General features: G+C 61.6%; 17 protein-coding genes. 10 read left to right on the forward strand and 7 right to left on the reverse strand.

Features of this window, described 5'->3' with window-relative positions; genetic code table 11:
- Positions 1 to 34 precede the first annotated feature (34 nt).
- Complete coding sequence (pcaR, locus tag Q8O96_RS11655) at positions 35 to 877, reverse strand: pca regulon transcriptional regulator PcaR (RefSeq protein ID WP_016962563.1); 843 nt, start codon at positions 875 to 877, stop codon at positions 35 to 37.
- Positions 878 to 1,563: 686 nt separating this feature from the next.
- On the opposite strand from pcaR, the gene Q8O96_RS11660 reads away from it, so the two are divergent.
- The gene (locus Q8O96_RS11660; RefSeq protein ID WP_102861491.1) at positions 1,564 to 1,764 is read left to right on the forward strand and encodes a hypothetical protein; all 201 of its coding nucleotides are present in this window, start codon (positions 1,564 to 1,566) and stop codon (positions 1,762 to 1,764) included.
- 376 nt (positions 1,765 to 2,140) lie between these two features.
- Positions 2,141 to 3,616: an inorganic phosphate transporter gene (locus Q8O96_RS11665; RefSeq protein WP_305948827.1), complete on the forward strand. Its 1,476-nt coding sequence runs from the start codon at positions 2,141 to 2,143 to the stop codon at positions 3,614 to 3,616.
- Positions 3,617 to 3,743: 127 nt separating this feature from the next.
- Here Q8O96_RS11665 and ccoM read toward each other — a convergent pair whose 3' ends face one another.
- Together ccoM and Q8O96_RS11675 are read right to left on the reverse strand one after the other, a co-directional pair.
- Positions 3,744 to 3,860 carry a cytochrome c oxidase subunit CcoM gene (ccoM, locus tag Q8O96_RS11670; RefSeq protein ID WP_015634423.1) on the reverse strand — a complete coding sequence of 39 codons (117 nt, stop codon included), beginning with the start codon at positions 3,858 to 3,860 and terminating at the stop codon, positions 3,744 to 3,746.
- Positions 3,861 to 4,004: 144 nt separating this feature from the next.
- Positions 4,005 to 4,166 carry a hypothetical protein gene (locus Q8O96_RS11675; RefSeq protein WP_162884110.1) on the reverse strand — a complete coding sequence of 54 codons (162 nt, stop codon included), beginning with the start codon at positions 4,164 to 4,166 and terminating at the stop codon, positions 4,005 to 4,007.
- Positions 4,167 to 4,371: 205 nt separating this feature from the next.
- On the opposite strand from Q8O96_RS11675, the gene Q8O96_RS11680 reads away from it, so the two are divergent.
- From Q8O96_RS11680 to Q8O96_RS11690, 3 genes are all read left to right on the forward strand, one after another.
- Entirely contained in the window at positions 4,372 to 5,238 is an 867-nt protein-coding gene (locus tag Q8O96_RS11680) for a LysR substrate-binding domain-containing protein (RefSeq protein WP_115582476.1), read from the forward strand.
- An 88-nt stretch (positions 5,239 to 5,326) separates the two neighbouring features.
- On the forward strand, positions 5,327 to 5,797 hold the full coding sequence (locus tag Q8O96_RS11685) for a RidA family protein (RefSeq protein ID WP_207167179.1): 471 nt from the start codon (positions 5,327 to 5,329) through the stop codon (positions 5,795 to 5,797).
- Positions 5,794 to 7,002, forward strand: a complete 1,209-nt coding sequence (locus Q8O96_RS11690; RefSeq protein WP_305948828.1) for an aminotransferase class V-fold PLP-dependent enzyme — start codon at positions 5,794 to 5,796, stop codon at positions 7,000 to 7,002. Before Q8O96_RS11685 ends, Q8O96_RS11690 begins: the two co-directional genes overlap by 4 nt.
- Here the strand turns inward: Q8O96_RS11690 and Q8O96_RS11695 are convergent.
- Complete coding sequence (locus tag Q8O96_RS11695) at positions 6,999 to 7,340, reverse strand: aspartate-semialdehyde dehydrogenase (RefSeq protein ID WP_102861487.1); 342 nt, start codon at positions 7,338 to 7,340, stop codon at positions 6,999 to 7,001. The genes Q8O96_RS11690 and Q8O96_RS11695 overlap by 4 nt on opposite strands.
- Before the next feature lie 218 nt (positions 7,341 to 7,558).
- On the opposite strand from Q8O96_RS11695, the gene rapA reads away from it, so the two are divergent.
- Positions 7,559 to 10,408 (forward strand): RNA polymerase-associated protein RapA, encoded by a 2,850-nt coding sequence (rapA, locus tag Q8O96_RS11700; protein WP_102861486.1) that lies wholly within the window; start codon positions 7,559 to 7,561, stop codon positions 10,406 to 10,408.
- A gap of 64 nt (positions 10,409 to 10,472) precedes the next feature.
- Here the strand turns inward: rapA and Q8O96_RS11705 are convergent, their stop codons facing one another.
- Positions 10,473 to 11,819 carry an MFS transporter gene (locus Q8O96_RS11705; RefSeq protein WP_102861485.1) on the reverse strand — a complete coding sequence of 449 codons (1,347 nt, stop codon included), beginning with the start codon at positions 11,817 to 11,819 and terminating at the stop codon, positions 10,473 to 10,475.
- A 328-nt stretch (positions 11,820 to 12,147) separates the two neighbouring features.
- Here Q8O96_RS11705 and Q8O96_RS11710 point away from each other — a divergent pair, with 328 nt between their 5' ends.
- Positions 12,148 to 12,516, forward strand: a complete 369-nt coding sequence (locus Q8O96_RS11710) for a YkgJ family cysteine cluster protein (protein ID WP_102861484.1) — start codon at positions 12,148 to 12,150, stop codon at positions 12,514 to 12,516.
- Between the two features lie 142 nt (positions 12,517 to 12,658).
- Positions 12,659 to 14,935, forward strand: a complete 2,277-nt coding sequence (locus Q8O96_RS11715) for a bifunctional diguanylate cyclase/phosphodiesterase (protein WP_115581741.1) — start codon at positions 12,659 to 12,661, stop codon at positions 14,933 to 14,935.
- On the opposite strand, the gene Q8O96_RS11720 is transcribed toward Q8O96_RS11715, so the two are convergent.
- Complete coding sequence (locus Q8O96_RS11720) at positions 14,826 to 15,722, reverse strand: NAD(P)-dependent oxidoreductase (RefSeq protein ID WP_207167177.1); 897 nt, start codon at positions 15,720 to 15,722, stop codon at positions 14,826 to 14,828. The genes Q8O96_RS11715 and Q8O96_RS11720 overlap by 110 nt on opposite strands.
- 197 nt (positions 15,723 to 15,919) lie before the next feature.
- On the opposite strand from Q8O96_RS11720, the gene Q8O96_RS11725 reads away from it, so the two are divergent.
- The gene (locus tag Q8O96_RS11725) at positions 15,920 to 18,100 is read left to right on the forward strand and encodes a hypothetical protein (RefSeq protein WP_102861481.1); all 2,181 of its coding nucleotides are present in this window, start codon (positions 15,920 to 15,922) and stop codon (positions 18,098 to 18,100) included.
- Positions 18,101 to 18,389: 289 nt separating this feature from the next.
- Here the strand turns inward: Q8O96_RS11725 and Q8O96_RS11730 are convergent, their stop codons facing one another.
- Positions 18,390 to 18,695 (reverse strand): DUF2288 domain-containing protein, encoded by a 306-nt coding sequence (locus Q8O96_RS11730; RefSeq protein ID WP_102878633.1) that lies wholly within the window; start codon positions 18,693 to 18,695, stop codon positions 18,390 to 18,392.
- Positions 18,696 to 19,034: 339 nt separating this feature from the next.
- Between Q8O96_RS11730 and Q8O96_RS11735 the strand changes: the two genes are divergently transcribed.
- Positions 19,035 to 20,162: a branched-chain amino acid ABC transporter substrate-binding protein gene (locus Q8O96_RS11735; RefSeq protein ID WP_102861479.1), complete on the forward strand. Its 1,128-nt coding sequence runs from the start codon at positions 19,035 to 19,037 to the stop codon at positions 20,160 to 20,162.
- Positions 20,163 to 20,389: the final 227 nt, after the last annotated feature.

Raw genomic sequence — 20,389 nt, forward strand, 5'->3', positions numbered from 1 at the left:
TCGTCAAAGGCGGATCTGTGCGTTTATCGAACGCTTAAGCAAACAGCTGGGCGCTGAGATCGCGGCTGGCGCTCAGCAGGCCGGGGAGAAAACGCTGTTCCAATTCGGCGCGGCTGACCCGGCCCGCGTGGGTGCTGACGTTCAACGCCGCCAACACCTGGCCCGAAGCATCGTAGACCGGCACGGCAATTGAACGCAGCCCTTGCTCCAGTTCCTGGTCGACGATGCACCAGCCCTGCTGACGAACTTGCTGCAGGCACTCCAGCAATGCCTCCGGGGTGTGCAGGGTGCGGCTGGTCTTGGCCTGCAGATCGGCGTGTTCCAGATACTCATGCAGCGAGGAGTCATCCAGCGCGGCCAACAGAATCCGCCCCATGGACGTGCAATAGGCCGGTAGCCGGCCGCCCACCGAAAGATCGACGGAAATCAACCGCTGGGTAGTGGCCGAACGGGCGATATAGAGGATGTCGTCGCCTTCCAGGGTGGCCATGTTGCAGGCTTCATGGAGTTGCTCGCTCATGCGGTCCAGATAAGGCTGCGCGGAAACCGCCAGGGGCGTCGACGACAGGTAAGCATGCCCCAGGGTCAGCACCTTGGGCAGCAGCGAATAGGTACGCCCGTCGGTGGTGGCGTACCCCAGCTTGATCAAGGTATGCAGGCAGCGGCGCACTGCCGCTCGGGGAATCTCCGTGCGGTGGCTGATCTGGGCGATGGTCAGGTGACGCTTGCGTTCCTGAAACGCCTGCACCACCGCCAGGCCTCGGGCCAGAGACGTCATGAAATCCGGGTCACCGGTCAACGCCTGAATCCTCTTCGCTGCCGAAGCCACGATGGGCGGCGCCACTGAGGTGAAGGAATTACGCATCTGATCGTTCATTTCAGGGTCTCTGCGATGAAATTCTTCCGTATTACAAGCCGTATTGGAGAGGCAGCACAAGTCAGCCCCTGCAAGATTGGGCGATTATCGAACCGTCGACCGATAATCGCAATCTGCGGTGCTTGCCGCTGCCAACCACTCGCCCACTCTTTTATTGCAAAAACTCATGGTAATAATCACCAGCAGGCGGTGGACTCAGTGACCATCTTCAGGCCTGTCACTTGTATCAAGAGCGGATTAGCCCCATATAGATTTCTGCCAACGGAGTACGAAGACGGGAAGCGCCGTGTAGGAATTCATTAGAACTTCCGTGTCACAAAACGCTCACAATAAAGTTGACAGTTTTAAACTTGCCGAGCGTAGAGTTATTCTTTGCCGAGGCTATACTGCCGAAGTGAGTAACGCGCAATCAGTCCCGCTCGTACCTCGCTCAGGTGACCCAAGGCTGCAATCGGTCACCTGTCGCAAGCGCTTGACCCCTAACCAGATTCGGCCAATCCGCTTGCAACAAACAACACTGTAGCTACGACAGTCGTTTTCATCCGGTGACGTGGCCGCATGCAACAAAAGGCTGGCTGGAAAGAGCAGGCCCCAAGGCCTCGGCAGGCAATCAGTCTGCTTTCTTGATAGTCGCCCACAAGCAATGCGTTGCACCGGAATGGACCCTTACTCAATTAGGTAACACTGTGACGAAAGACGAACTGCGCGCGGAACTTGAGCGCCAGGAACAACGTTACAAGGAAGTTTACGGCGGCGAGATCACCCGTTATGCCGCCCAACCGGAACCTGAACGCAAACCTTGGCGCAAACGCGCAAGTATTCGCGACCAGGCGTTCACCCAAGAACTGCAAAAGATGGAAAAAGAGCTCAAGGCCGAACAGCCATAATGCCGGCAGCCTGAGCTTCTCAGGGCTTGCTCTCTTGTCCGCTCGATCACCCCAGCGGCCAGGCAGACCATTGATGCTCGCTACCCCGGGCCCCTCACCGCCTCGCCCCACCCACAGCGAGAAACGGTACCCGGCAGGCCCTTTCGTTGAAATTTCATACAAGCGTTTGAACCCTCTCACTCCCGGGCTCAAACCCTCGTCATCGTGCTTTGGCCCAATAAACTCAATGACTTGCCACATTTGGCGAGAATTGGCGAAAACTCTGCTCCCGGTCAGTTTTTTCGTTGAAGAATGTTACCGGTTAGCACCTTGTGCATTGATTAGCAGGGTTTTCTGGCATAATCGCGCCCCCTTATGACCGGGTCAGAAAACCTTCATGATCGATTTATTCAGCGGACTGGATGCTTGGGTGCTTGTGAGCCTCTTGCTCGCCCTGGCTTTTGTCCTCGCCTACGAGTTCATCAACGGCTTTCATGACACCGCAAACGCGGTTGCCACTGTCATCTACACCAAAGCCATGCCGCCACACCTGGCCGTGTTCTTTTCCGGTGTCTTCAATTTCCTCGGTGTGCTGCTGGGCGGCGTCGGCGTGGCCTATGCCATCGTTCACCTGCTGCCGGTCGAGCTGCTGATCAATGTCAACACCGGTCACGGTCTGGCCATGGTCTTCTCGTTGCTGGCCGCGGCCATCGCCTGGAACCTGGGCACCTGGTACTTCGGCATCCCGGCTTCCAGTTCCCACACCCTGATCGGCTCGATCCTCGGTGTCGGCCTGGCCAACGCCCTGCTCAACGACATTCCCCTGGGGGACGGCGTGAACTGGCAGAAAGCGATCGATATCGGGGCCTCCCTGGTGTTCTCGCCGATGGCCGGCTTCCTTATAGCTGCGCTGGTGCTGATTGGTCTGAAATGGTGGCGTCCGATCTCGAAGATGCACAAGACCCCGGAACAGCGCCGCAAGGTCGATGACAAGAAGCACCCACCGTTCTGGAACCGCCTGGTCCTAGTGATCTCGGCGATGGCCGTGAGCTTCGTCCACGGTTCCAACGATGGTCAGAAAGGCATTGGCCTGATCATGCTGGTGCTGATCGGCATCGTGCCTGCACAGTTCGTGCTGGACCTCAACAGCACTACCTACCAGATCGAGCGTACCCGCGACGCGACCCTGCACCTGAGTCAGTTCTACGAGCGCAACCACGACTCCCTGGGCGAGTTCCTGGCCCTGGGCAAGAGCGTGAAAGACGACCTGCCGGGCAAGTTCCGCTGCAACCCGCAACAGACCGAGCCCACCATCAACGCCCTGCTGAGCAGCCTCAAGGGTGTCGCCGACTACCACTCGCTGTCGCCGGAAAGCCGTATCGAAGTGCGTCGCTACCTGCTGTGCCTGGACGACACGGCGAAGAAAGTGGGCAAACTGCCGAACCTGTCGGCCCGCGAAAAGGCTGACCTGGACAAGCTGCGCAAGGACCTGACCGCCACCACCGAGTACGCACCGTTCTGGGTGATCCTGGCGGTGGCCCTGGCACTGGGCCTGGGCACCATGATCGGCTGGAAGCGTGTGGTACTGACCATTGGCGAGAAGATCGGCAAGCAGGGCATGACCTACGCCCAGGGCATGTCGGCACAGATCACCGCGGCGGGCCTGATCGGCCTGGCGAACATCTTCAGCCTGCCGGTCTCCACCACCCACGTACTCTCCTCCGGCGTGGCCGGGACCATGGTCGCCAACAAGAGCGGCCTGCAAGGCGGTACGGTTAAAACCATCCTCTTGGCCTGGGTCCTCACCCTGCCAGCGACCGTGGCCCTGTCTGCCGGTCTGTTCTGGGCGGCCTCCAAAGTCCTGGGTACCTGATACCCCAGCGCCAACAAAAAAGGTGCGCCCCTCGGGACGCACCTTTTTTTATGCCTTTTCGACAGGCAAAAAAAAGGGCAACCGAAGTTGCCCAAAATGCCTTGCGTGCTCGTTGCTCTGGAGAGACTTAAGGTTTTTTACGCTTATTCGCGTCTTTCCAGATGAAGAAACCAAACCCTGCGAAAAACAGAACCATGAGGCCGACAGTCAGCACTCCGGCGATCACCACATTGTCGAAAAACATGACTGGCCTCCTGCTCTTGCCCTGTTGCGATGGGGCTAAGTTAACCAAAGAGGCCGCGGGGAAAATTGACCGGGGTCAATGTCGCCCAAGACTGGGCGCGAGGAAGGGGAAATAACTGACCTGTATCAACAGAAAGCGCCCAGTTCAGCGCTTTTTCGGTTTGTTTTTCGGCTTTTTCTTGGCCTTGCCCAAAGGCATGGCCTGCTCGAATGCCTGGCGTACTTCATTCAGGCGTTTCTCGTTCAGGTCATGCACACGCTTGGCGCGTTCAGCATTCAGGTCGATCAGCTTGTCGTCTTGATTCATGGCTTGGCTGGCATCACTGGGAGGTCAATATCAACCGCACTGCTACAGGATGCAGAGCGGCCCTGGCGGATAGGCCAATAATGCGGCGTGACGCCGCACCTGACCAGTGATCAGACCGGCACAGAGGCAATAAAGTCGCTGCCGTGAAGAGTTTTTATCCGCACAATGGCCCTTTGCAAACCGCCCCACGGAGCCTGATGTGGAAATGCCCAAGCACCTGCCGCCACTACTGGCCCTGCGCGCATTCGAGGCCGTGGCCCGCCACCTGAGCTTTATCAAGGCGGCTCGGGAGTTGTGCGTGAGCCAGAGCGCGGTCAGCCATCAAGTGCAGAAACTCGAACAGCACTTGGGCCAACGCCTGTTCATACGTCGGACTCGCGCCATCGATCTGACCGCCACCGGCGACACCTACTACCGACAGATTCGCCCGGCCCTGGAGCAGATCGCCCAAGCCACCCAGGCGCTGCTTGCGCCCGCTGGGCAGCACGTTCTGCGCATCGGTCTGCTGGCGTCCTTCGCCACCTTGTGGCTGGCGCCTCGCCTGGCAGACTTCAACCGCCGCCATCCAAAGATCCAGTTGGAATTGCTACCGGCCATCGACCTGGCGGATGTCGCCGGCGCCGAGGTCGACCTGGCCATTCGCTACGGCAAGGGCAACTGGCCAAAGGTCCGGGCCACGCGCTTTCTCGCCGAGCAGCTATCGCCAGTCTGCAGCCCTGCCTTCAAAGCCACCTCCCTGGCCAACGGCCCCTTGCTGTTGGCTCGCTCCCATCAACCCTTCGAGTGGGATGACTGGAGCAGGCAACAGGCCATGGACCTGGCCTCCCACCCCAGGGTGATGCTGCACGACTACAACATCGTGGTGGAAGCGGCCGTGGCCGGCCAGGGCATCGCTATGGGGCGCCGCCAGTTGATCCAACGCCACTTGGCCCAGGGCAGCCTGGTGGATGCCTTCGACCTGCCCCCTTTGTGCAGCCAGATCGGCTATTGGCTGGTGACCGCTGAAGGAGCGTCGAACCCGGCTCTGGAGTGCTTTGTACAGTGGCTACTGGAGCAAGGCCTCGACCCATGAGAAATTCAGATACGTCGAATTAGATCTATCCGTTTGTCGCTCCTGGACTGAACGCGGATGCTGCAGGCCTTGCATCCGAGGACTTCCCATGAGCGACTCCCTGAAATGCCGCGTACAGCAATTGGGGCTTGAGCTACCCGCCCCCAGCCAGCCAATCGCCAACTACGTCAACCATGTACGCAGCCAGAACCTGCTGCTGATCTCCGGACAGATTCCCTTGTTGCAAGGCCAACCGACCCTGCAGGGCCGTCTCGGCGAGAGTCTGACAGTGGAGCAAGGCACCCAGGCCGCCGAGCTCGCGGCCCTGGCCTTGCTGGCCCAGTTGAGCGCGGCGCTGGACGACGACCTGTCGCGGCTGCAGCGCATCAGCCGGCTCGGTGTATTCATTGCCGCCAGTGCCGATTTCCAGAGCCATGGCATCGTGGCCAATGGCGCTTCCAACCTGCTGGTCAACGCCCTGGGTGAGAAAGGCCGGCATGCGCGCACCGCGGTGGGTGTGGCCAGCCTGCCCGCCGGGGTCGCCGTGGAGGTCGACGCGATTTTCGAACTCAAGCCATGAGCCCCCTGGACCCAGCGCACCTCGCCCGTCTGCGCGAGGCCACACCCGGCTGCGCCCGGGTCTGTCACTTCAACCACGCGGGTGCTTCATTGCCCAGCCAGGGCACCCTGGACGCCATGCTCGGGCAACTGCAACGGGAAGCCAGTGAAGGGCCGATGGAGGCCGCCATCACCGGCGCACAGCTGCAGGAACAGGCCCGTGAGGCCGCGGCCCGGCTGCTCAATACCAGTCCCGCTGCAATCGCCTTTGCCAGCAGCGGCTCGGCAGCCTGGAGCATGGCCTTCAACGCCCTGCCGCCGTGGCAGGCGGGCGACCGGATTCTGGTGGGGCGCCATGAATGGGGTGGCAACCTGGCCTGCCTGGCCCAGGCGGTAAGTGCCGGCGCCCAACTGGAAATCATCCCCTGCGACCGCCATGGCGCGGTTTCGGTGGAGGCGCTGGAATCCATGCTCGACTCGCGCGTGCGCCTGATCGCCCTGACCTGGCTGCCGGCCAACGGCGGCTTGATCAATCCGGCCGCCGCCGTCGGCCAACTGGCCCGAAATAGGCGCATTCCCTATTTCATCGACGCTGGCCAGGCCCTGGGGCAACTGCCCTGTGATGTAGAGGCGCTGGGGTGCGACGTGCTCAAAGGCGCGGGACGCAAATACCTGCGCGGGCCACGGGGCACGGCCCTGCTCTATGTCAGGCCGGGCTTTCTGGAACAGTTGCAGCCACTGCCGCGGGATGTCTTGTCTGCTCCCTGGAACGGCCAGGGCTTCAGTTTGCGGGACGATGCACGGCGCTTCGAAACCAGCGAAGTTTCGCTGGTGCTGCTGGCGGGGCTGGCCAATGCCTTGCAGGAACTGCACAGCATCGGTATCGATGCCATCCGCCAGCGGATCAAGACCCTGGCCGACACGCTGCGTCAGGACCTCGACCGCCTGCCCGGCCTGCAGCGCCAGGACCTGGGGGTCGCCGGGCAGCAGTCAGGCCTGATTGCCTTCACCCTCAAGGGCTGGGACTGTTTTGCACTGAAGGAAGCGTTGGCTCGAAGGGGCATCAATATCGGAGCCAACGGCGTGGCCTACACCCCGCTGGACATGCAGGCCCGAGGCCTGACCCAGATTGCCCGGATCGCCCTGAGCTATTTGAATACCGAAGCGGAAATCCAGCGCCTGCTGGAGGCGCTGACGGAACTGGCCGGACGCGGCCCCGCGGGCTAGACCTGCACGTCCACCCACAGGCCCTGGCGCGGGGCATCCTCGATCAGCGGTGCCACCGGCACGGTGTTGTCGGCGTTCAATTCGTCGCCGGGCACGGCCAGGTGCTGCTCCGGATCATCGTCGGCCTCACGCTTGCGCCGCTGCTTTTCCTGTTGACGCTGCTGCTCTTCGCGCAGTAGCAGGGCCGACTGCTCGGCATCGCGCTTTTGCAAGTCGATGGTGCTTTCGTTGGAGCTTTCCTGTACCGGCACCACTGGCGGGATATCCGGACGCTGCCGGATCGGGTCCTGCTGGGCGGTGATGGGCACGGCACTCAAGGGGAGCATCGGTGGCAGCATGTTATGGGTCTCCTGTCGGCAGGCTGTCGGCTGCGGCACGGGCGACTTGAGCCATCGGTCGCAAAACTGTGACCCGGTCGTCAGCCGATAGTGCCCTCGGGGCCGACGAACGCCGCTGTACGCTACCTTTTATTCCAGGGGTTTTTATCAGAGTTCTTTGGACTGGAAGCGTCGTTCCGTTAAGATAGTCGGCTTTTTCAAAGCGGGAGTCAGGCAGCATGGCGCAGCAGTATCAACCGGGGCAACGCTGGATTAGTGACAGCGAAGCCGAGCTAGGTTTAGGCACCGTTCTGGCACAGGACGGTCGCTTGCTGACCGTGCTCTATCCGGCCACTGGCGACACCCGCCAGTATGCGCTACGGAATGCGCCCCTCACTCGCGTGAGGTTCTCTCCAGGGGACAGCATCACCCACTTCGAAGGCTGGAAAATGACCGTTCAGGAAGTCGACGACGTCGACGGCCTGCTGGTCTATCACGGCCTCAACGGGCAGAACGAGGCCGTTACCCTGCCGGAAACCCAACTCTCGAACTTCATCCAGTTCCGTCTGGCCAGCGACCGTCTGTTCGCCGGACAGATCGACCCGCTGGCCTGGTTCTCCCTGCGCTACCACACCCTGGAACACACCAGCCGCCAACTGCAGTCCTCGCTCTGGGGCCTGGGCGGCGTGCGCGCCCAACCCATCGCCCACCAGTTGCACATCGCCCGTGAAGTCGCCGACCGTATCGCGCCACGGGTCCTGCTGGCGGACGAAGTGGGCCTGGGCAAGACCATCGAGGCCGGCCTGGTCATCCATCGCCAACTGCTCTCGGGCCGCGCCAGCCGGGTGCTGATCCTGGTTCCGGAAAACCTCCAGCACCAGTGGCTGGTGGAAATGCGCCGGCGCTTCAACCTGCAAGTGGCACTGTTCGACGAAGAGCGCTTTATCGAAAGCGATGCCAGCAACCCGTTCGAAGACACCCAGTTGGCCCTGGTGGCCCTGGAGTGGCTGGTGGACGACGAGAAGGCCCAGGACGCGCTGTTCGCCGCCGGCTGGGACCTGATGGTGGTGGACGAAGCCCACCACCTGGTCTGGCACGAAGATCAGGTCAGCCCGGAATACGCCCTGGTGGAACAGCTGGCCGAGACTATCCCTGGCGTGCTGCTGCTGACCGCGACCCCGGAACAACTGGGCCAGGACAGCCACTTCGCCCGTTTGCGCCTGCTGGACCCGAATCGCTTCCACGACCTCGCGGCCTTCCGCGCCGAGAGCGAGAACTACCGCCCGGTGGCCGAAGCGGTGCAGGAACTGATGGATAAAGGCCGCCTGTCTCCCGAGGCGCACAAGACCATCCACGGCTTCCTCGGCAACGAAGGCGAAGCCCTTCTGGCCGCGGTCAACGACGGCGACAGCGAAGCCAGTGCACGCCTGGTGCGCGAACTGCTGGACCGCCACGGCACCGGCCGCGTGCTGTTCCGCAACACCCGCGCCGCCGTGCAGGGTTTCCCGGAGCGCAAGCTGCACGCCTACCCGCTGCCGTGCCCGGACGAATACCTGGAACTGCCCCTGGGCGAACACGCCGAGCTGTATCCGGAAGTCAGCTTCCAGGCCCAGCCCGACGCCAGCGATGAAGAACAGCGCTGGTGGAAATTCGACCCGCGGGTCGAGTGGCTGATCGACCAGCTGAAGATGCTCAAGCGCACCAAGGTCCTGGTGATCTGCGCCCACGCGGAAACCGCCATGGATCTGGAAGACGCCCTGCGGGTGCGCTCCGGCATTCCGGCCACGGTGTTCCATGAAGGCATGAACATCCTCGAACGCGACCGCGCGGCCGCCTACTTCGCCGATGAAGAGTTCGGCGCCCAGGTGCTGATCTGCTCGGAAATCGGCAGTGAAGGCCGCAACTTCCAGTTCGCCCACCACCTGGTGCTGTTCGATCTGCCGTCGCACCCGGACCTGCTGGAGCAGCGGATCGGCCGTCTGGACCGGATCGGCCAGAAACACGTGATCGAACTGCATGTGCCGTACCTGGAAACCAGCCCGCAAGAGCGCCTGTTCCAGTGGTATCACGAAGCCCTGAACGCCTTCCTCAACACCTGCCCGACCGGCAACGCCTTGCAGCACCAGTTCGGCCCGCGCCTGCTGCCGCTGCTGGAAAACGCCGACGACGGCGAGTGGCAAGCCCTGATCGACGAAGCCCGTGGCGAACGCGAGCGCCTGGAAGCCGAATTGCATACCGGCCGCGACCGCCTGCTGGAGCTCAACTCCGGCGGCGCCGGTGAAGGCGATGCGCTGGTGGAAGCGATCCTCGAACAGGACGACCAGTTCGCCCTGCCGATCTACATGGAGACCCTGTTCGACGCCTTCGGCATCGACAGCGAGGACCATTCGGAAAACGCCCTTATCCTCAAGCCCAGCGAGAAGATGCTCGATGCCAGCTTCCCCCTGGGCGACGACGAAGGCGTGACCATCACCTACGACCGCAACCAGGCGCTGTCCCGCGAAGACATGCAGTTCATCACCTGGGAGCACCCGATGGTGCAGGGCGGCATGGATCTGGTGCTGTCCGGTTCCATGGGCAACACCGCTGTGGCGCTGATCAAGAACAAGGCGCTCAAACCCGGCACCGTGCTGCTTGAGCTGCTGTATGTGAGTGAAGTCGTGGCCCCGCGTTCGCTGCAACTGGGCCGCTACCTGCCGCCGGCCGCCCTGCGCTGCCTGCTGGACGCCAACGGCAACGACCTGTCGGCACGGGTGGCTTTCGAGACCCTCAACGACCAACTGGAAAGCGTGCCCAAGGCCAGCGCCAACAAGTTCATCCAGGCTCAGCGCGACCAGCTGGCGCCGAAGATCAACGCTGGCGAAGCCAAGGTCGCACCGCGTCACGCCGAGCGCGTGGCCGAGGCGCAACGGCGCCTGGCGGCCGATACCGATGAAGAACTGGCGCGCCTGACCGCGTTGCAAGCGGTCAACCCGACCGTCCGTGACAGCGAACTGGTCGCCCTGCGCAAGCAACGGGAACAGGGTCTGGCGATGCTGGAAAAAGCCGCCCTGCGCCTGGAAGCGATCCGGGTGCTGGTGGCGGGCTGATTGCCCGACGCCAAGCGCTAAACAAAAGGCCCGCATCGTGCGGGCCTTTTTTTCATCTGCCAGATCAGACCGCCAACGCCGTCGCCGCAGGCTCAGCCAGCGCCAGCCCCTCCTTCATGCGCTGGGCATCGCGGACAAAGCAACGCGCGGCCTGGAACAGAAACAGCAGGGTCAGGAACAGCGCCACCGGAATCAGGTACATGGCGTCGTGCAGGCCGATGGCCTTGAACTCCTCGGTCATCAGCTCGGCACCGGCGGCATACATCGCCGAGTGGGCGAAGTGATCCGACAGCGCGCCGACCACCACTGGCCCCAACCCGCCGCCCAGCAGGTACAGACCGGCGAAAAACAAGGCCATGGCCGTGGCCCGCAAACGGGGTTCGACCACGTCCTGCAAGGCGGTATAGACGCAGGTGTAGAAGTTGTAGGCAAACAGCCAGCCGACGCTGAATACTGCAACAAATACCCCGATCTCGACGCGCCCGGCATGCAACGCCCAGCCAGTGGCCAAGGTCGAGATGACCAGGCTGCAGGCCGCGAACAGCAGGCGGCCGTTGGCAACCCGCTGATGAATCTTGTCGGCGACCCAGCCACCCAGGGTCAAACCCACCAACCCGGTCACACCGACAATCAGCCCCGTCGCCATGGCCGCCTCCTGCAAGGGCATGAGGAAGTAACGCTGCAGCATCGGCACCAGGAAGGAGTTGCAGGCGTAAGTGGCGAAGTTGAAGGTCAGCCCGGCCAAGGTCAGCCAGAGAAAGGTCGGAATCGCCAACACCCGGCGAATCGGACGGTCGACAGGCACTTGCGCCACCTTCACCGCTTCCGCCGCGCCGCGCTTGGGCTCCTTGATGAAAAACATGAACACCGCCAGCACCAACCCGGGTACCGCAGCGATGAAGAACGGTGCCCGCCAGCTGTCAAAAGCCTTGACCATGGCCCCGATGGTGAAGAACGCCAGCACCAGCCCCAGGGGCAGCCCAAGCATGAAGATACCCATGGCCCGGGCCCGGCGGTGCGCGGGGAACAGGTCGCCGATCAGCGAGTTGGCCGCCGGTGCGTAGCTCGCCTCGCCAATGCCCACCCCCATGCGCACCAGCAGGAAACTCCAGAAACTGCCGACCATGCCGTTGACCGCCGTCAGCCCGCTCCACACCGCCAGGCCCCAGCCCATCAGCTTGCTCCGCGAGCCGGTATCGGCCAGGCGCCCGAGGGGCAGGCCGGCGATGGCGTAGACGATGGTAAAGGCGGTGCCGATGATCCCCAGCTGGAAGTCACTCAAGTGCCATTCCATGCGGATCGGCTCGATGATGATGGCGGGAATGGTGCGGTCGAAGAAGTTGAACAGGTTTGCCAAAAACAACAGGAACAGAATGCGCCAGGCATTTGCCGCTTGAGTCGAGTTATCCATGAGGTCGATCTCTTTATTGTTATTCGGCCAGACGCGAGCGAGCCTGGAAGCTGCAATCTAGTCAGGCCCGGCTTGGCTGTCTGTGATCATTCGTCAGCCTGATATCAAACCATCGCATGCCGGCCCCGGCCGCGACCTTCAAAACCCTCACAGCGCGGCGCGGCGAATTCGCCACAGCCCCCATTACCCGGGGCTTTCCCAGTCTTTTCAAGGGCTTGGCCGGCACTGAAAAAATACCTGGCGCCCCCCCTTCCCAAGGCCGATGGGAAGCCTAGAATAGCCGCCTTGCCTGCCCCCCTTACCCTTCCCTCTCCCTTTGAATACGCCTATGTCCGAAGCCAGTCCGTGTCTGAATTGCGGTGCCTGCTGTTCATACTTTCGTGTGTCTTTTTTCTGGGGCGAATGCGCCTCATCCGGTGGCACGGTCCCCGACGATCTGGTGCAGAGCATCAGTCCCACTCGGGTAGCCATGCTCGGCACCGACTGCAAATCGCCGCGCTGCATCGCCCTTGAAGGCGAGGTCGGCCAGGGCGTGAGCTGCTCGATTTATGAGCAGCGTTCCAGCCCCTGCCGGGAGTTCGAAGCCTCCTGGGCCGACGGCCAGCACAACAGCGACTGTGACGCCGCCCGGGCCGCCTTTGGCCTGGCGCCCCTGGAGCCGCTGGATCACGAGCCCTGGTTCGAGAAAAGCGCATAGCACCATTGGCGATAGGGCTCATAAGCAAATCATTAGAGCGAGATTGCCACCTCCCATTGCAGCCAACAGGTGCCTTCTATACTGCAAGCACTTGTTGGCGCGCGGGTCCGCCGACACCACATGACTCAGAGATGGGCATGCTATGGAATGGCTGGGTCTGCATTTCCTCACCGAGCTTCCAGATAGCGGGCAAGTGGTTCTGCAATGCAGTCACAACCCGGTCCTGGTGCTGCTGGCTTATCTGGTGGCCTGTGCCGCCAGCTTCGCGACACTGGATATGGCCGAACGTGTCAGCCACGTCGAACAAGCCACCCATCAACGCCTGTGGCGCTGGGTCGGTGTCTGCTGTCTGGCCGGCGGTATCTGGGCCATGCACTTCATCGCCATGCTGGCGCTCGAAGTCCCCCTGGAAATCCAGTACGACCTGCCACTGACCCTGGTTTCCCTGCTCCTCGCCCTGATCGCCGCCTGGCTGGCAATGAACACCTTGAGCCATATCGAGCTACCGCTCTGGCGCTATGGCGTGGCCTCGGTGTGGATTGGCCTGGGCATCTGCTGCATGCATTACGTGGGCATGGCCGCTATGCGCTCCAGTGCCAGCCTGTACTACGAACCCATGCTCATGGGGCTGTCGCTGCTGGTGGCGATCGGCGGCAGCCTGGCCGCGCTGCTGCTGTCCCGACACTTGCGCGATGGCAGCGGGATGTTCCATCAACTGCTCAAGTACGCCAGCAGCCTGGTGTTGGGTGGCGCCATCGTGCTGATGCATTTCACCGGTATCTGGTCCATGACCCTGGTGCTGCCCGCAGGCAGCCTGCCGACCTCAGTGGCACCCAACGGCCACATGCAACTGGGCCTGACCCTCAGCGTGATCACGCTCCTGATCATCGCCAGCGGTATCAGTGCGGCCCTGGCGGACAAGAAGCTGCAACACAAGGAGCGGGACCTGCGTCGGGTCAACGCCTTGCTCTCGCAACTGGACCAGGCCAGGGCCTCGCTGCAGCAGGTGGCTCATTACGATGCCCTGACCAACCTGATCAACCGCCGTGGCTTCAACCAGCTGTTCGCGGAAAAACTCATGGAGAAAAACACCTTCGGCGGCATGCTGGCGGTGATGTTCCTCGACATCGACCACTTCAAGCGAATCAACGACAGCCTCGGCCACGATGCCGGCGACGAGTTGCTCAAGGTCATCGCCGGGCATATCAAGAGTTCCACCCGCAGCCATGAAGACGTGGTGGCACGCCTGGGTGGCGATGAATTCTGCATTCTCATCAACCTCCATGAGCGAGATGAGGCGCGGCTCATGGCCCAGCGCATCATGCAGAAGATGAAGGAACCGATCGAACTGGGGGGCCGGCGCATGGTGATGACCACCAGCATCGGCATCAGTGTCTTCCCTGACGACGGCAAGACCTGCGAGGAGCTGCTGAAGAACGCCGACCTGGCGCTCTATCAGTCCAAGGGTGCCGGGCGCAACAGCCTGCACTTCTTCAGCTCCAACCTGAAGACCCGCGCCACCCTGGAGCTGCAACTGGAAGAAGAGCTGCGCAATGCCCTGCGCGACGATCAAGGGCTGCTGCTGTATTACCAGCCGATCTACGACCTCAAGCTCGGCAGGGTCACCAAGCTCGAAGCCCTGGTCCGCTGGCAACATCCGCAGCATGGATTGCTGTTACCGGATCGCTTCATCGACATTGCCGAAACCAACGGCATGATCGCCGAGCTGGACAACTGGGTATTGCGCAAGGCTTGCGAGGACCTGGCCTACCTGTCCCAAAACGGCAGTGGCGAGTTGAAGATCGCAGTCAACTGCTCGGCCCTGAACCTGACCCGTGACACCCTGGCCGAGGAAATCGCGGCCGCCCTGCGTGACGCCCAGGTCGCCCCGCAACGCCTGGAACTGGAGGTCACGGAAAACGCCCTGATGGGCAACATCGCCAGTACCCTGGCCCTGCTCCAGCAGATCCGCGACCTGGGCGTATCCCTGTCGATCGACGACTTCGGCACCGGTTACTCATCCCTGGCCTACCTCAAGCGCCTGCCGCTCAATACCCTGAAGATCGATCGATCGTTCATCCAGGACATCCCCAAGTCGACCCAGGACAGGGAAATAGTCCAGGCAATCATCGTCATGGCCCACACCCTGCACCTGCAGGTGGTCACCGAAGGGGTCGAGACCCTGGAGCAGCAGCAGTTCCTCGAACACTACGGCTGCGACTACCTGCAGGGCTACCTGCTCAGTCGCCCGGTGCCGCTGCAGGACCTGGGTCGGGTACTGGATGAACTGAACCAGCGCCACGACAGGCTCAATCTGCGGATGCCGGGTCTCGATAGAGGCGAATCAGGGTCGCCGGGTCCTGCTCCAGATAGCCCTGCCCACCATGCAGACGCATCAACTGCGCAGCTAATCCGCTGATCGGCGTAGCCGAACCCTGCTCCCGGGAAAACTTCACCGCACCGTCCAGATCCTTGAGCAGGGTCCGCACATGCCATTTCACCGGTTCGAAACGGCTCTCAGCCATCTGCGGGGCCAGGATCTGCAGCGGCTTGGAGTCAGCGAAACCGCCGGCCAGGGCCTCGGCAATCAACCGTGCATCCACGCCGGAACGCTCCGCCAGGGCCACCACTTCGGCAATCACCAGGGCATTGCAGGCGACAATCATCTGGTTGCAGGCCTTGGTGACCTGGCCTGCCCCCACAGCCCCCATGTGCGTGACCCGCTCCCCCAGGGCCAGCAACACCGGGCGGACCCGTTCGATATCCGCCGCCTCGCCGCCCACCATGATCGCCAGGCTGCCGGACTCGGCACCGGGGGTTCCACCGGAAACCGGGGCATCGACCCAGGCCATGCCGGTGTCGCGAGCCAGCATCGCGGCCATCTCCCGGGTGGCGGTGGGTTCCAGGCTGGACAGGTCCAGCAGCAGTTGCCCGGCCCGGGCGCCCTGGGCGATGCCATCGGCAGCAAACACCACCTGGCGCACCACGTCAGTGTTGGCCAGGCACAGCAGCACCAGATCCGCGTGCTCGCACAGCTGCGCGGGTGTGGCCACTTGTCGCGCCCCGGCGGCCACCAGGGGCGCGCACTTCTGCGGATTGCGGTTCCACACCGTCAGCGGATAGCCCGCAGCCAGCAGGCGCCGGCACATGGGCAGCCCCATCAGGCCGATCCCGGCAAACCCGAGTGAAGGTAACGCTGACATCATATTGCCCCCATTTGATTAAAGATCATCGAATACTGGCCGATTCATCATGATTCAGGAAAGGATTCCCCCGAGCGACGCTCAGTAAATACCCTGACGCCTTGGGCAAAATTCGCGCTCCACGCAGCGGCGAGGTCCCATTCCGTGATGGTTCGCTGACACCTCGTCTCGAGCCAACCAGACCAGGCATATGGCGCACAATGACTTCTAAAAACAATCCTGCCAACGCAGTCTCCGAGATGACGCTGACCTCCCCCACATCAAGCCACTCAGATACGAAGCCATTGTCCAGTTCACGCCCCCTGTCGACCCAGCAGTACCTGTATTTCACCGAAACCAACACCGACCGCATCCTCGACAACCTCGATGGCCTGCGCGACTCCGTATTCCCGCGCCCGCCGCACCTGGAAGACGAGCAGGAAAATCGCCGTGACCAGGAATTCCCGTCGGTGTGCCTGATCGGCCTGGGCCGCTGCGGCTCCAACATCGCCCTGGATGTGGCGGAGCTGGTGTACAACGCCCGCAAGTTCTACCTCAACGAATTCAATAACGAAGACAAGGCCTACGAAGGCGGCTACAGCCCCGGCCAGTGGATCCGCCAGAACCTGCGCCTGGGCCAGAGCAAGGCCAGCAAACCGGTATTCCTGGTGGAGCCCCTGGTGATGCTCGGCGACCTGGACAAGGACATCGCCGGGCGCATCCGCTTCTCGCGCAAGGGCGAAAAGAGCGGCTTCATCCGCGACTACAGCAAGATGAAGATCATGGACCTCTCGGAAGTCCACGCCGGCGGCGCCGGTAACGCGCCGATCCTCGGCCAGTACCTGGCCAAGATCATCCTTAACAAGGACACCCAGCGTTTCTCCAGCCCTGACTGGAAAATGATCCACTCGTACCTGATCGATTCCTGCGGGATCAAGGCCAACCAGTCGCGCCTGTACTTCTCGATCTTCAGTGCCGGTGGCGGTACCGGCTCGGGCATGGCCTCGGAATTCGGCCTGGCCCAGCAGTACTCGTACATGAACAAGACCTTCGACACCAAGCCGATGGACGAGCACGACAGCAAGAGCGGCCACTCCTTCGTCTTCGAGCCGATCTTCACCAGCGGCATCTGCGTACTGCCGAACATCTCGGACCATCGCAGCGAAATGTCCGAGGCGCTGCACATCAACGCCGGCCGCCTGCTGTGCAAATACCTTTCGGAAGAGTGGGACTTCTCCTACAACTTCGACAATGAAGACAGCAGCGAAGCCAGCGTCATGGGGCGGATCCGCCCGTGGAACGCGATGATGCTGATCTCCAACGACATCATGCGCTACGCCGAAGAAAGCGATGACGGCAACATCCAGAACATCGACGTCAACGCCATGGAGAAGCACGCCAACCAGTACATCTCCCAGCAGATCTTCAACATCCTCACTGCCCAGGCAGTGACCACCGACTACGACCAGAACTACTTCCGTCGTGCCGGCATCGACATCGGCGAGACCATCCGCCTGGACGCCAACGACCTGTTCATGAGCCTGGCCGGCCCGGTGGCGATCGCCTACGCCGAATCCGTGGTGCCGGAGCAGCCGGTGCCCACCGGCGACAAGTTCAAGGTGTTCGAGAAAGAGCCGCAGCGCCTGAACATCGACGACCTGTTCTTCCGCTCCATCGACCTGCCGCACTTCAACAAGGTGACCCAGGCCATTGAAGGCATCAGCCTGCTGCCCATCGAGTCCAAGCGCTATCGTGCGGCTCTGGAGCAGTACAAGGCCTCGGGGTATGACGCCGCGGCGCTGCACGACCTGCATTTCTTCAAGAACTGCTCGTCGGTGGTATCGATTGTGTCCCTGCCCAAGGACTACAAGCTGTCCTACATGGACCTGAACCGGCTCAAGACTCACCTCAACAGCCTGTTCCCCAACACCACCCTCAAGCGCTACGCGCTGGTGATCGGCGCCTCGGCCAACCTGTCGCTGACCACCCTGATCGCCAAGAGCCCGTGCCTGTCGGATGACTTCCTGACCCTGATCGTGGCCTTTATCAAGCGTTGCTTTGCGCGCAATCCGTACCGTTTCGACGACACCCTGGACAACTCGGTGCTGGATTTCATCGTCAGCGAGCAATTCGACGAAGACCGCATCGACGATCTGCTCAACGAATTCGAGAACCCGGCGAAGATCCTCGATACCAACTGGTATGCGATCAAGCCGATGTACGAGAAGAAGTACCGCGAGCTGATCAACGACAAGGACAAGTTCGTCTCCATCAACGACATCCGCCTGTCCCGCGATTGCGTGAAGAAGGCCATCAAGTACCTGCGCGAGATCTACCGTCACCGCATCGGCAAGACCCGGGTCATCTCCCTCAATAGCCACACCGGCAAGACCGCCTATTAAGAAGGGCTTCGCCAGCGAGCCGGCTCCTACACAGCAGGGAAAAAACCTGCTGCCCCGTAGGGGCGGCCGGGCGGCGTTCCGCTCGCCGGCCAATGGTCAATTTGTTCACACCACGAAACAATTAAGCAGCTCGTCGGACCGACTTGAAACTGTGCCCCTTCCGTGAACGTCACCCTGGCTGAAATCCCTGTGGGGCCTTTCTCCACGGCAAGATGCCATCACTGGACTCACGGTTACTCGGCTACACACTTTTGTCCGACAAAATAGCGCACCAGATTGGCGCACACCTTCAGCGCGACGCCCTCTCCTGGGTCAGAATCCAGGGCGAGACCACCACGGCCCACAGCTGCGGATCACGCTCCAACAGATCGGACGCCCGCGTCGCAGACAGCTTTTCAACCTTCCCTTCGGCCAGCCAGGCCGCGACTTTTTGTGCCTGATTCTCCGCTACCGCCTGGGCCGCCTCGATCAGATCCAGGTCGGCGTCGACCCACAATAGGGCACCCTTGGCAAAGAACGGCTCCAGTTCCTTCCAGCTGATAGATGCGGTCTCACCAAGCAGCTTGGCATAGAGGGTGCTAGGTTCTTGAGTCATGGGACTGTCCAGAAATGAAATCGGCGCAATCATAACGTCGGTGCTCTGGCAGAAAAACCCAGAAGCAAATGCATCACCGATCGAGAAGCTCAGAAGCGCCAGGGACTGACGCCGAACCGGGCGCGAGCCACGCCGCAAATCTGTCTTTTTCTTTCGATTAAGCGACACCCCGCGTTTTTGCCCCCAGCCGCCAGCTTTTCAAGCGAACAACCGGCGCTCTACACTGTACCGGTACAGTTGCCAGGGGCACTTCCGACGGATATTCGCGATATATCTGATTCGGTTCTGCGACCAAGGCCGCCGGAACTATAAAAATTACAACAGTAAGAGTGGAGCACTATGAATAAGGCTACTAAGCAGATTTCCAAACTGTTTGCCGCTATGGTCCTGGCCGGTGTTGCCAGCCATTCGTTCGCAGCTGACACCATCAAGATCGGTATCGCCGGCCCCAAGACCGGCCCGGTAGCCCAGTACGGCGACATGCAGTTCAGTGGCGCGAAAATGGCCATCGAGCAGATCAACGCCAAGGGCGGCGTCAACGGCAAGAAGCTCGAAGCCGTTGAATACGATGACGCCTGTGATCCAAAACAAGCCGTGGCGGTGGCCAACAAAGTGGTCAACGATGGCGTCAAGTTCGTGGTCGGCCACCTGTGCTCCAGCTCCACTCAACCCGCTTCCGACATCTACGAAGATGAAGGCGTGATCATGATCACCCCGGCAGCCACCAGCCCGGACATCACCGCCCGTGGTTACAAAATGGTGTTCCGCACCATCGGCCTGGACAGCGCCCAGGGCCCTGCCGCCGGTAACTACATCGCCGACCACGTGAAGCCAAAAGTCGTTGCCGTACTCCACGATAAACAGCAGTACGGTGAAGGCATCGCCAGCGCCGTGAAGCAGACCCTGGAGAAGAAAGGCACCAAGGTGGCCGTGTTCGAAGGCATCAACGCCGGCGACAAGGACTTCTCTTCGCTGATCGCCAAGCTCAAGCAAGCCAACGTCGACTTCGTCTACTACGGCGGCTACCACCCGGAGCTGGGCCTGATCCTGCGTCAATCCCAGGAAAAGGGCCTGAAGGCCAAGTTCATGGGTCCGGAAGGCGTGGGTAACGACTCCATCTCGCAGATCGCCAAGGACGCGTCCGAAGGCCTGCTGGTGACCCTGCCCAAATCCTTCGACCAGGACCCGGCCAACGTCGCCCTGGCTGACGCATTCAAGGCCAAGAAAGAAGACCCGAGCGGTCCTTTCGTATTCCCCTCCTACTCCGCGGTTGAAGTGATCGCTGGCGCCATCACCAACGCCAAGAGCGAAGACGCGGCCAAGGTGGCTGAAGCCATCCACGCCGGAACCTTCAAGACCCCGACCGGTGACTTGAGCTTCGACGCCAAGGGCGACTTGAAAGACTTCAAATTCGTGGTCTACGAGTGGCACTTCGGCAAACCTAAAACCGAAGTCTCTCCTCAGTAAGGCGCGCCCTGACTGACTGCCAATAAAGCCCACGGCTCGCCGTGGGCTTTGTTTTACGAATGTATGGGCCTGTGTTCCGTGATCCGGAATCCCGCCCACCTGAAAATCTCAAAACCGTCATCAGCGGTTCGCTGGCAAAACCCAGCCCGAAGTGGGTGCAGATCCACGGGGCCTGGGCGGGAAAATGACTCCACCAGTGAAATGCGTATCAGGTTTTTAGGAGCGTT

The organism is Pseudomonas sp. LPH60 (assembly GCF_030718165.1).
Classification (GTDB): Bacteria; Pseudomonadota; Gammaproteobacteria; order Pseudomonadales; family Pseudomonadaceae; genus Aquipseudomonas; species Aquipseudomonas danubii.

Bases quoted from the DNA above. Each gene is read 5' to 3' on its own strand.
- pcaR (WP_016962563.1), bottom strand. From the start codon at position 877: ATGAACGATCAGATGCGTAATTCCTTCACCTCAGTGGCGCCGCCCATC.
- Q8O96_RS11665 (WP_305948827.1), top strand. From the start codon at position 2,141: ATGATCGATTTATTCAGCGGACTGGATGCTTGGGTGCTTGTGAGCCTC.
- ccoM (WP_015634423.1), bottom strand. From the start codon at position 3,860: ATGTTTTTCGACAATGTGGTGATCGCCGGAGTGCTGACTGTCGGCCTC.
- Q8O96_RS11675 (WP_162884110.1), bottom strand. From the start codon at position 4,166: ATGAATCAAGACGACAAGCTGATCGACCTGAATGCTGAACGCGCCAAG.
- Q8O96_RS11680 (WP_115582476.1), top strand. From the start codon at position 4,372: ATGCCCAAGCACCTGCCGCCACTACTGGCCCTGCGCGCATTCGAGGCC.
- Q8O96_RS11685 (WP_207167179.1), top strand. From the start codon at position 5,327: ATGAGCGACTCCCTGAAATGCCGCGTACAGCAATTGGGGCTTGAGCTA.
- Q8O96_RS11690 (WP_305948828.1), top strand. From the start codon at position 5,794: ATGAGCCCCCTGGACCCAGCGCACCTCGCCCGTCTGCGCGAGGCCACA.
- Q8O96_RS11695 (WP_102861487.1), bottom strand. From the start codon at position 7,340: ATGCTGCCACCGATGCTCCCCTTGAGTGCCGTGCCCATCACCGCCCAG.
- rapA (WP_102861486.1), top strand. From the start codon at position 7,559: ATGGCGCAGCAGTATCAACCGGGGCAACGCTGGATTAGTGACAGCGAA.
- Q8O96_RS11705 (WP_102861485.1), bottom strand. From the start codon at position 11,819: ATGGATAACTCGACTCAAGCGGCAAATGCCTGGCGCATTCTGTTCCTG.
- Q8O96_RS11710 (WP_102861484.1), top strand. From the start codon at position 12,148: ATGTCCGAAGCCAGTCCGTGTCTGAATTGCGGTGCCTGCTGTTCATAC.
- Q8O96_RS11715 (WP_115581741.1), top strand. From the start codon at position 12,659: ATGGAATGGCTGGGTCTGCATTTCCTCACCGAGCTTCCAGATAGCGGG.
- Q8O96_RS11720 (WP_207167177.1), bottom strand. From the start codon at position 15,722: ATGATGTCAGCGTTACCTTCACTCGGGTTTGCCGGGATCGGCCTGATG.
- Q8O96_RS11725 (WP_102861481.1), top strand. From the start codon at position 15,920: ATGACTTCTAAAAACAATCCTGCCAACGCAGTCTCCGAGATGACGCTG.
- Q8O96_RS11730 (WP_102878633.1), bottom strand. From the start codon at position 18,695: ATGACTCAAGAACCTAGCACCCTCTATGCCAAGCTGCTTGGTGAGACC.
- Q8O96_RS11735 (WP_102861479.1), top strand. From the start codon at position 19,035: ATGAATAAGGCTACTAAGCAGATTTCCAAACTGTTTGCCGCTATGGTC.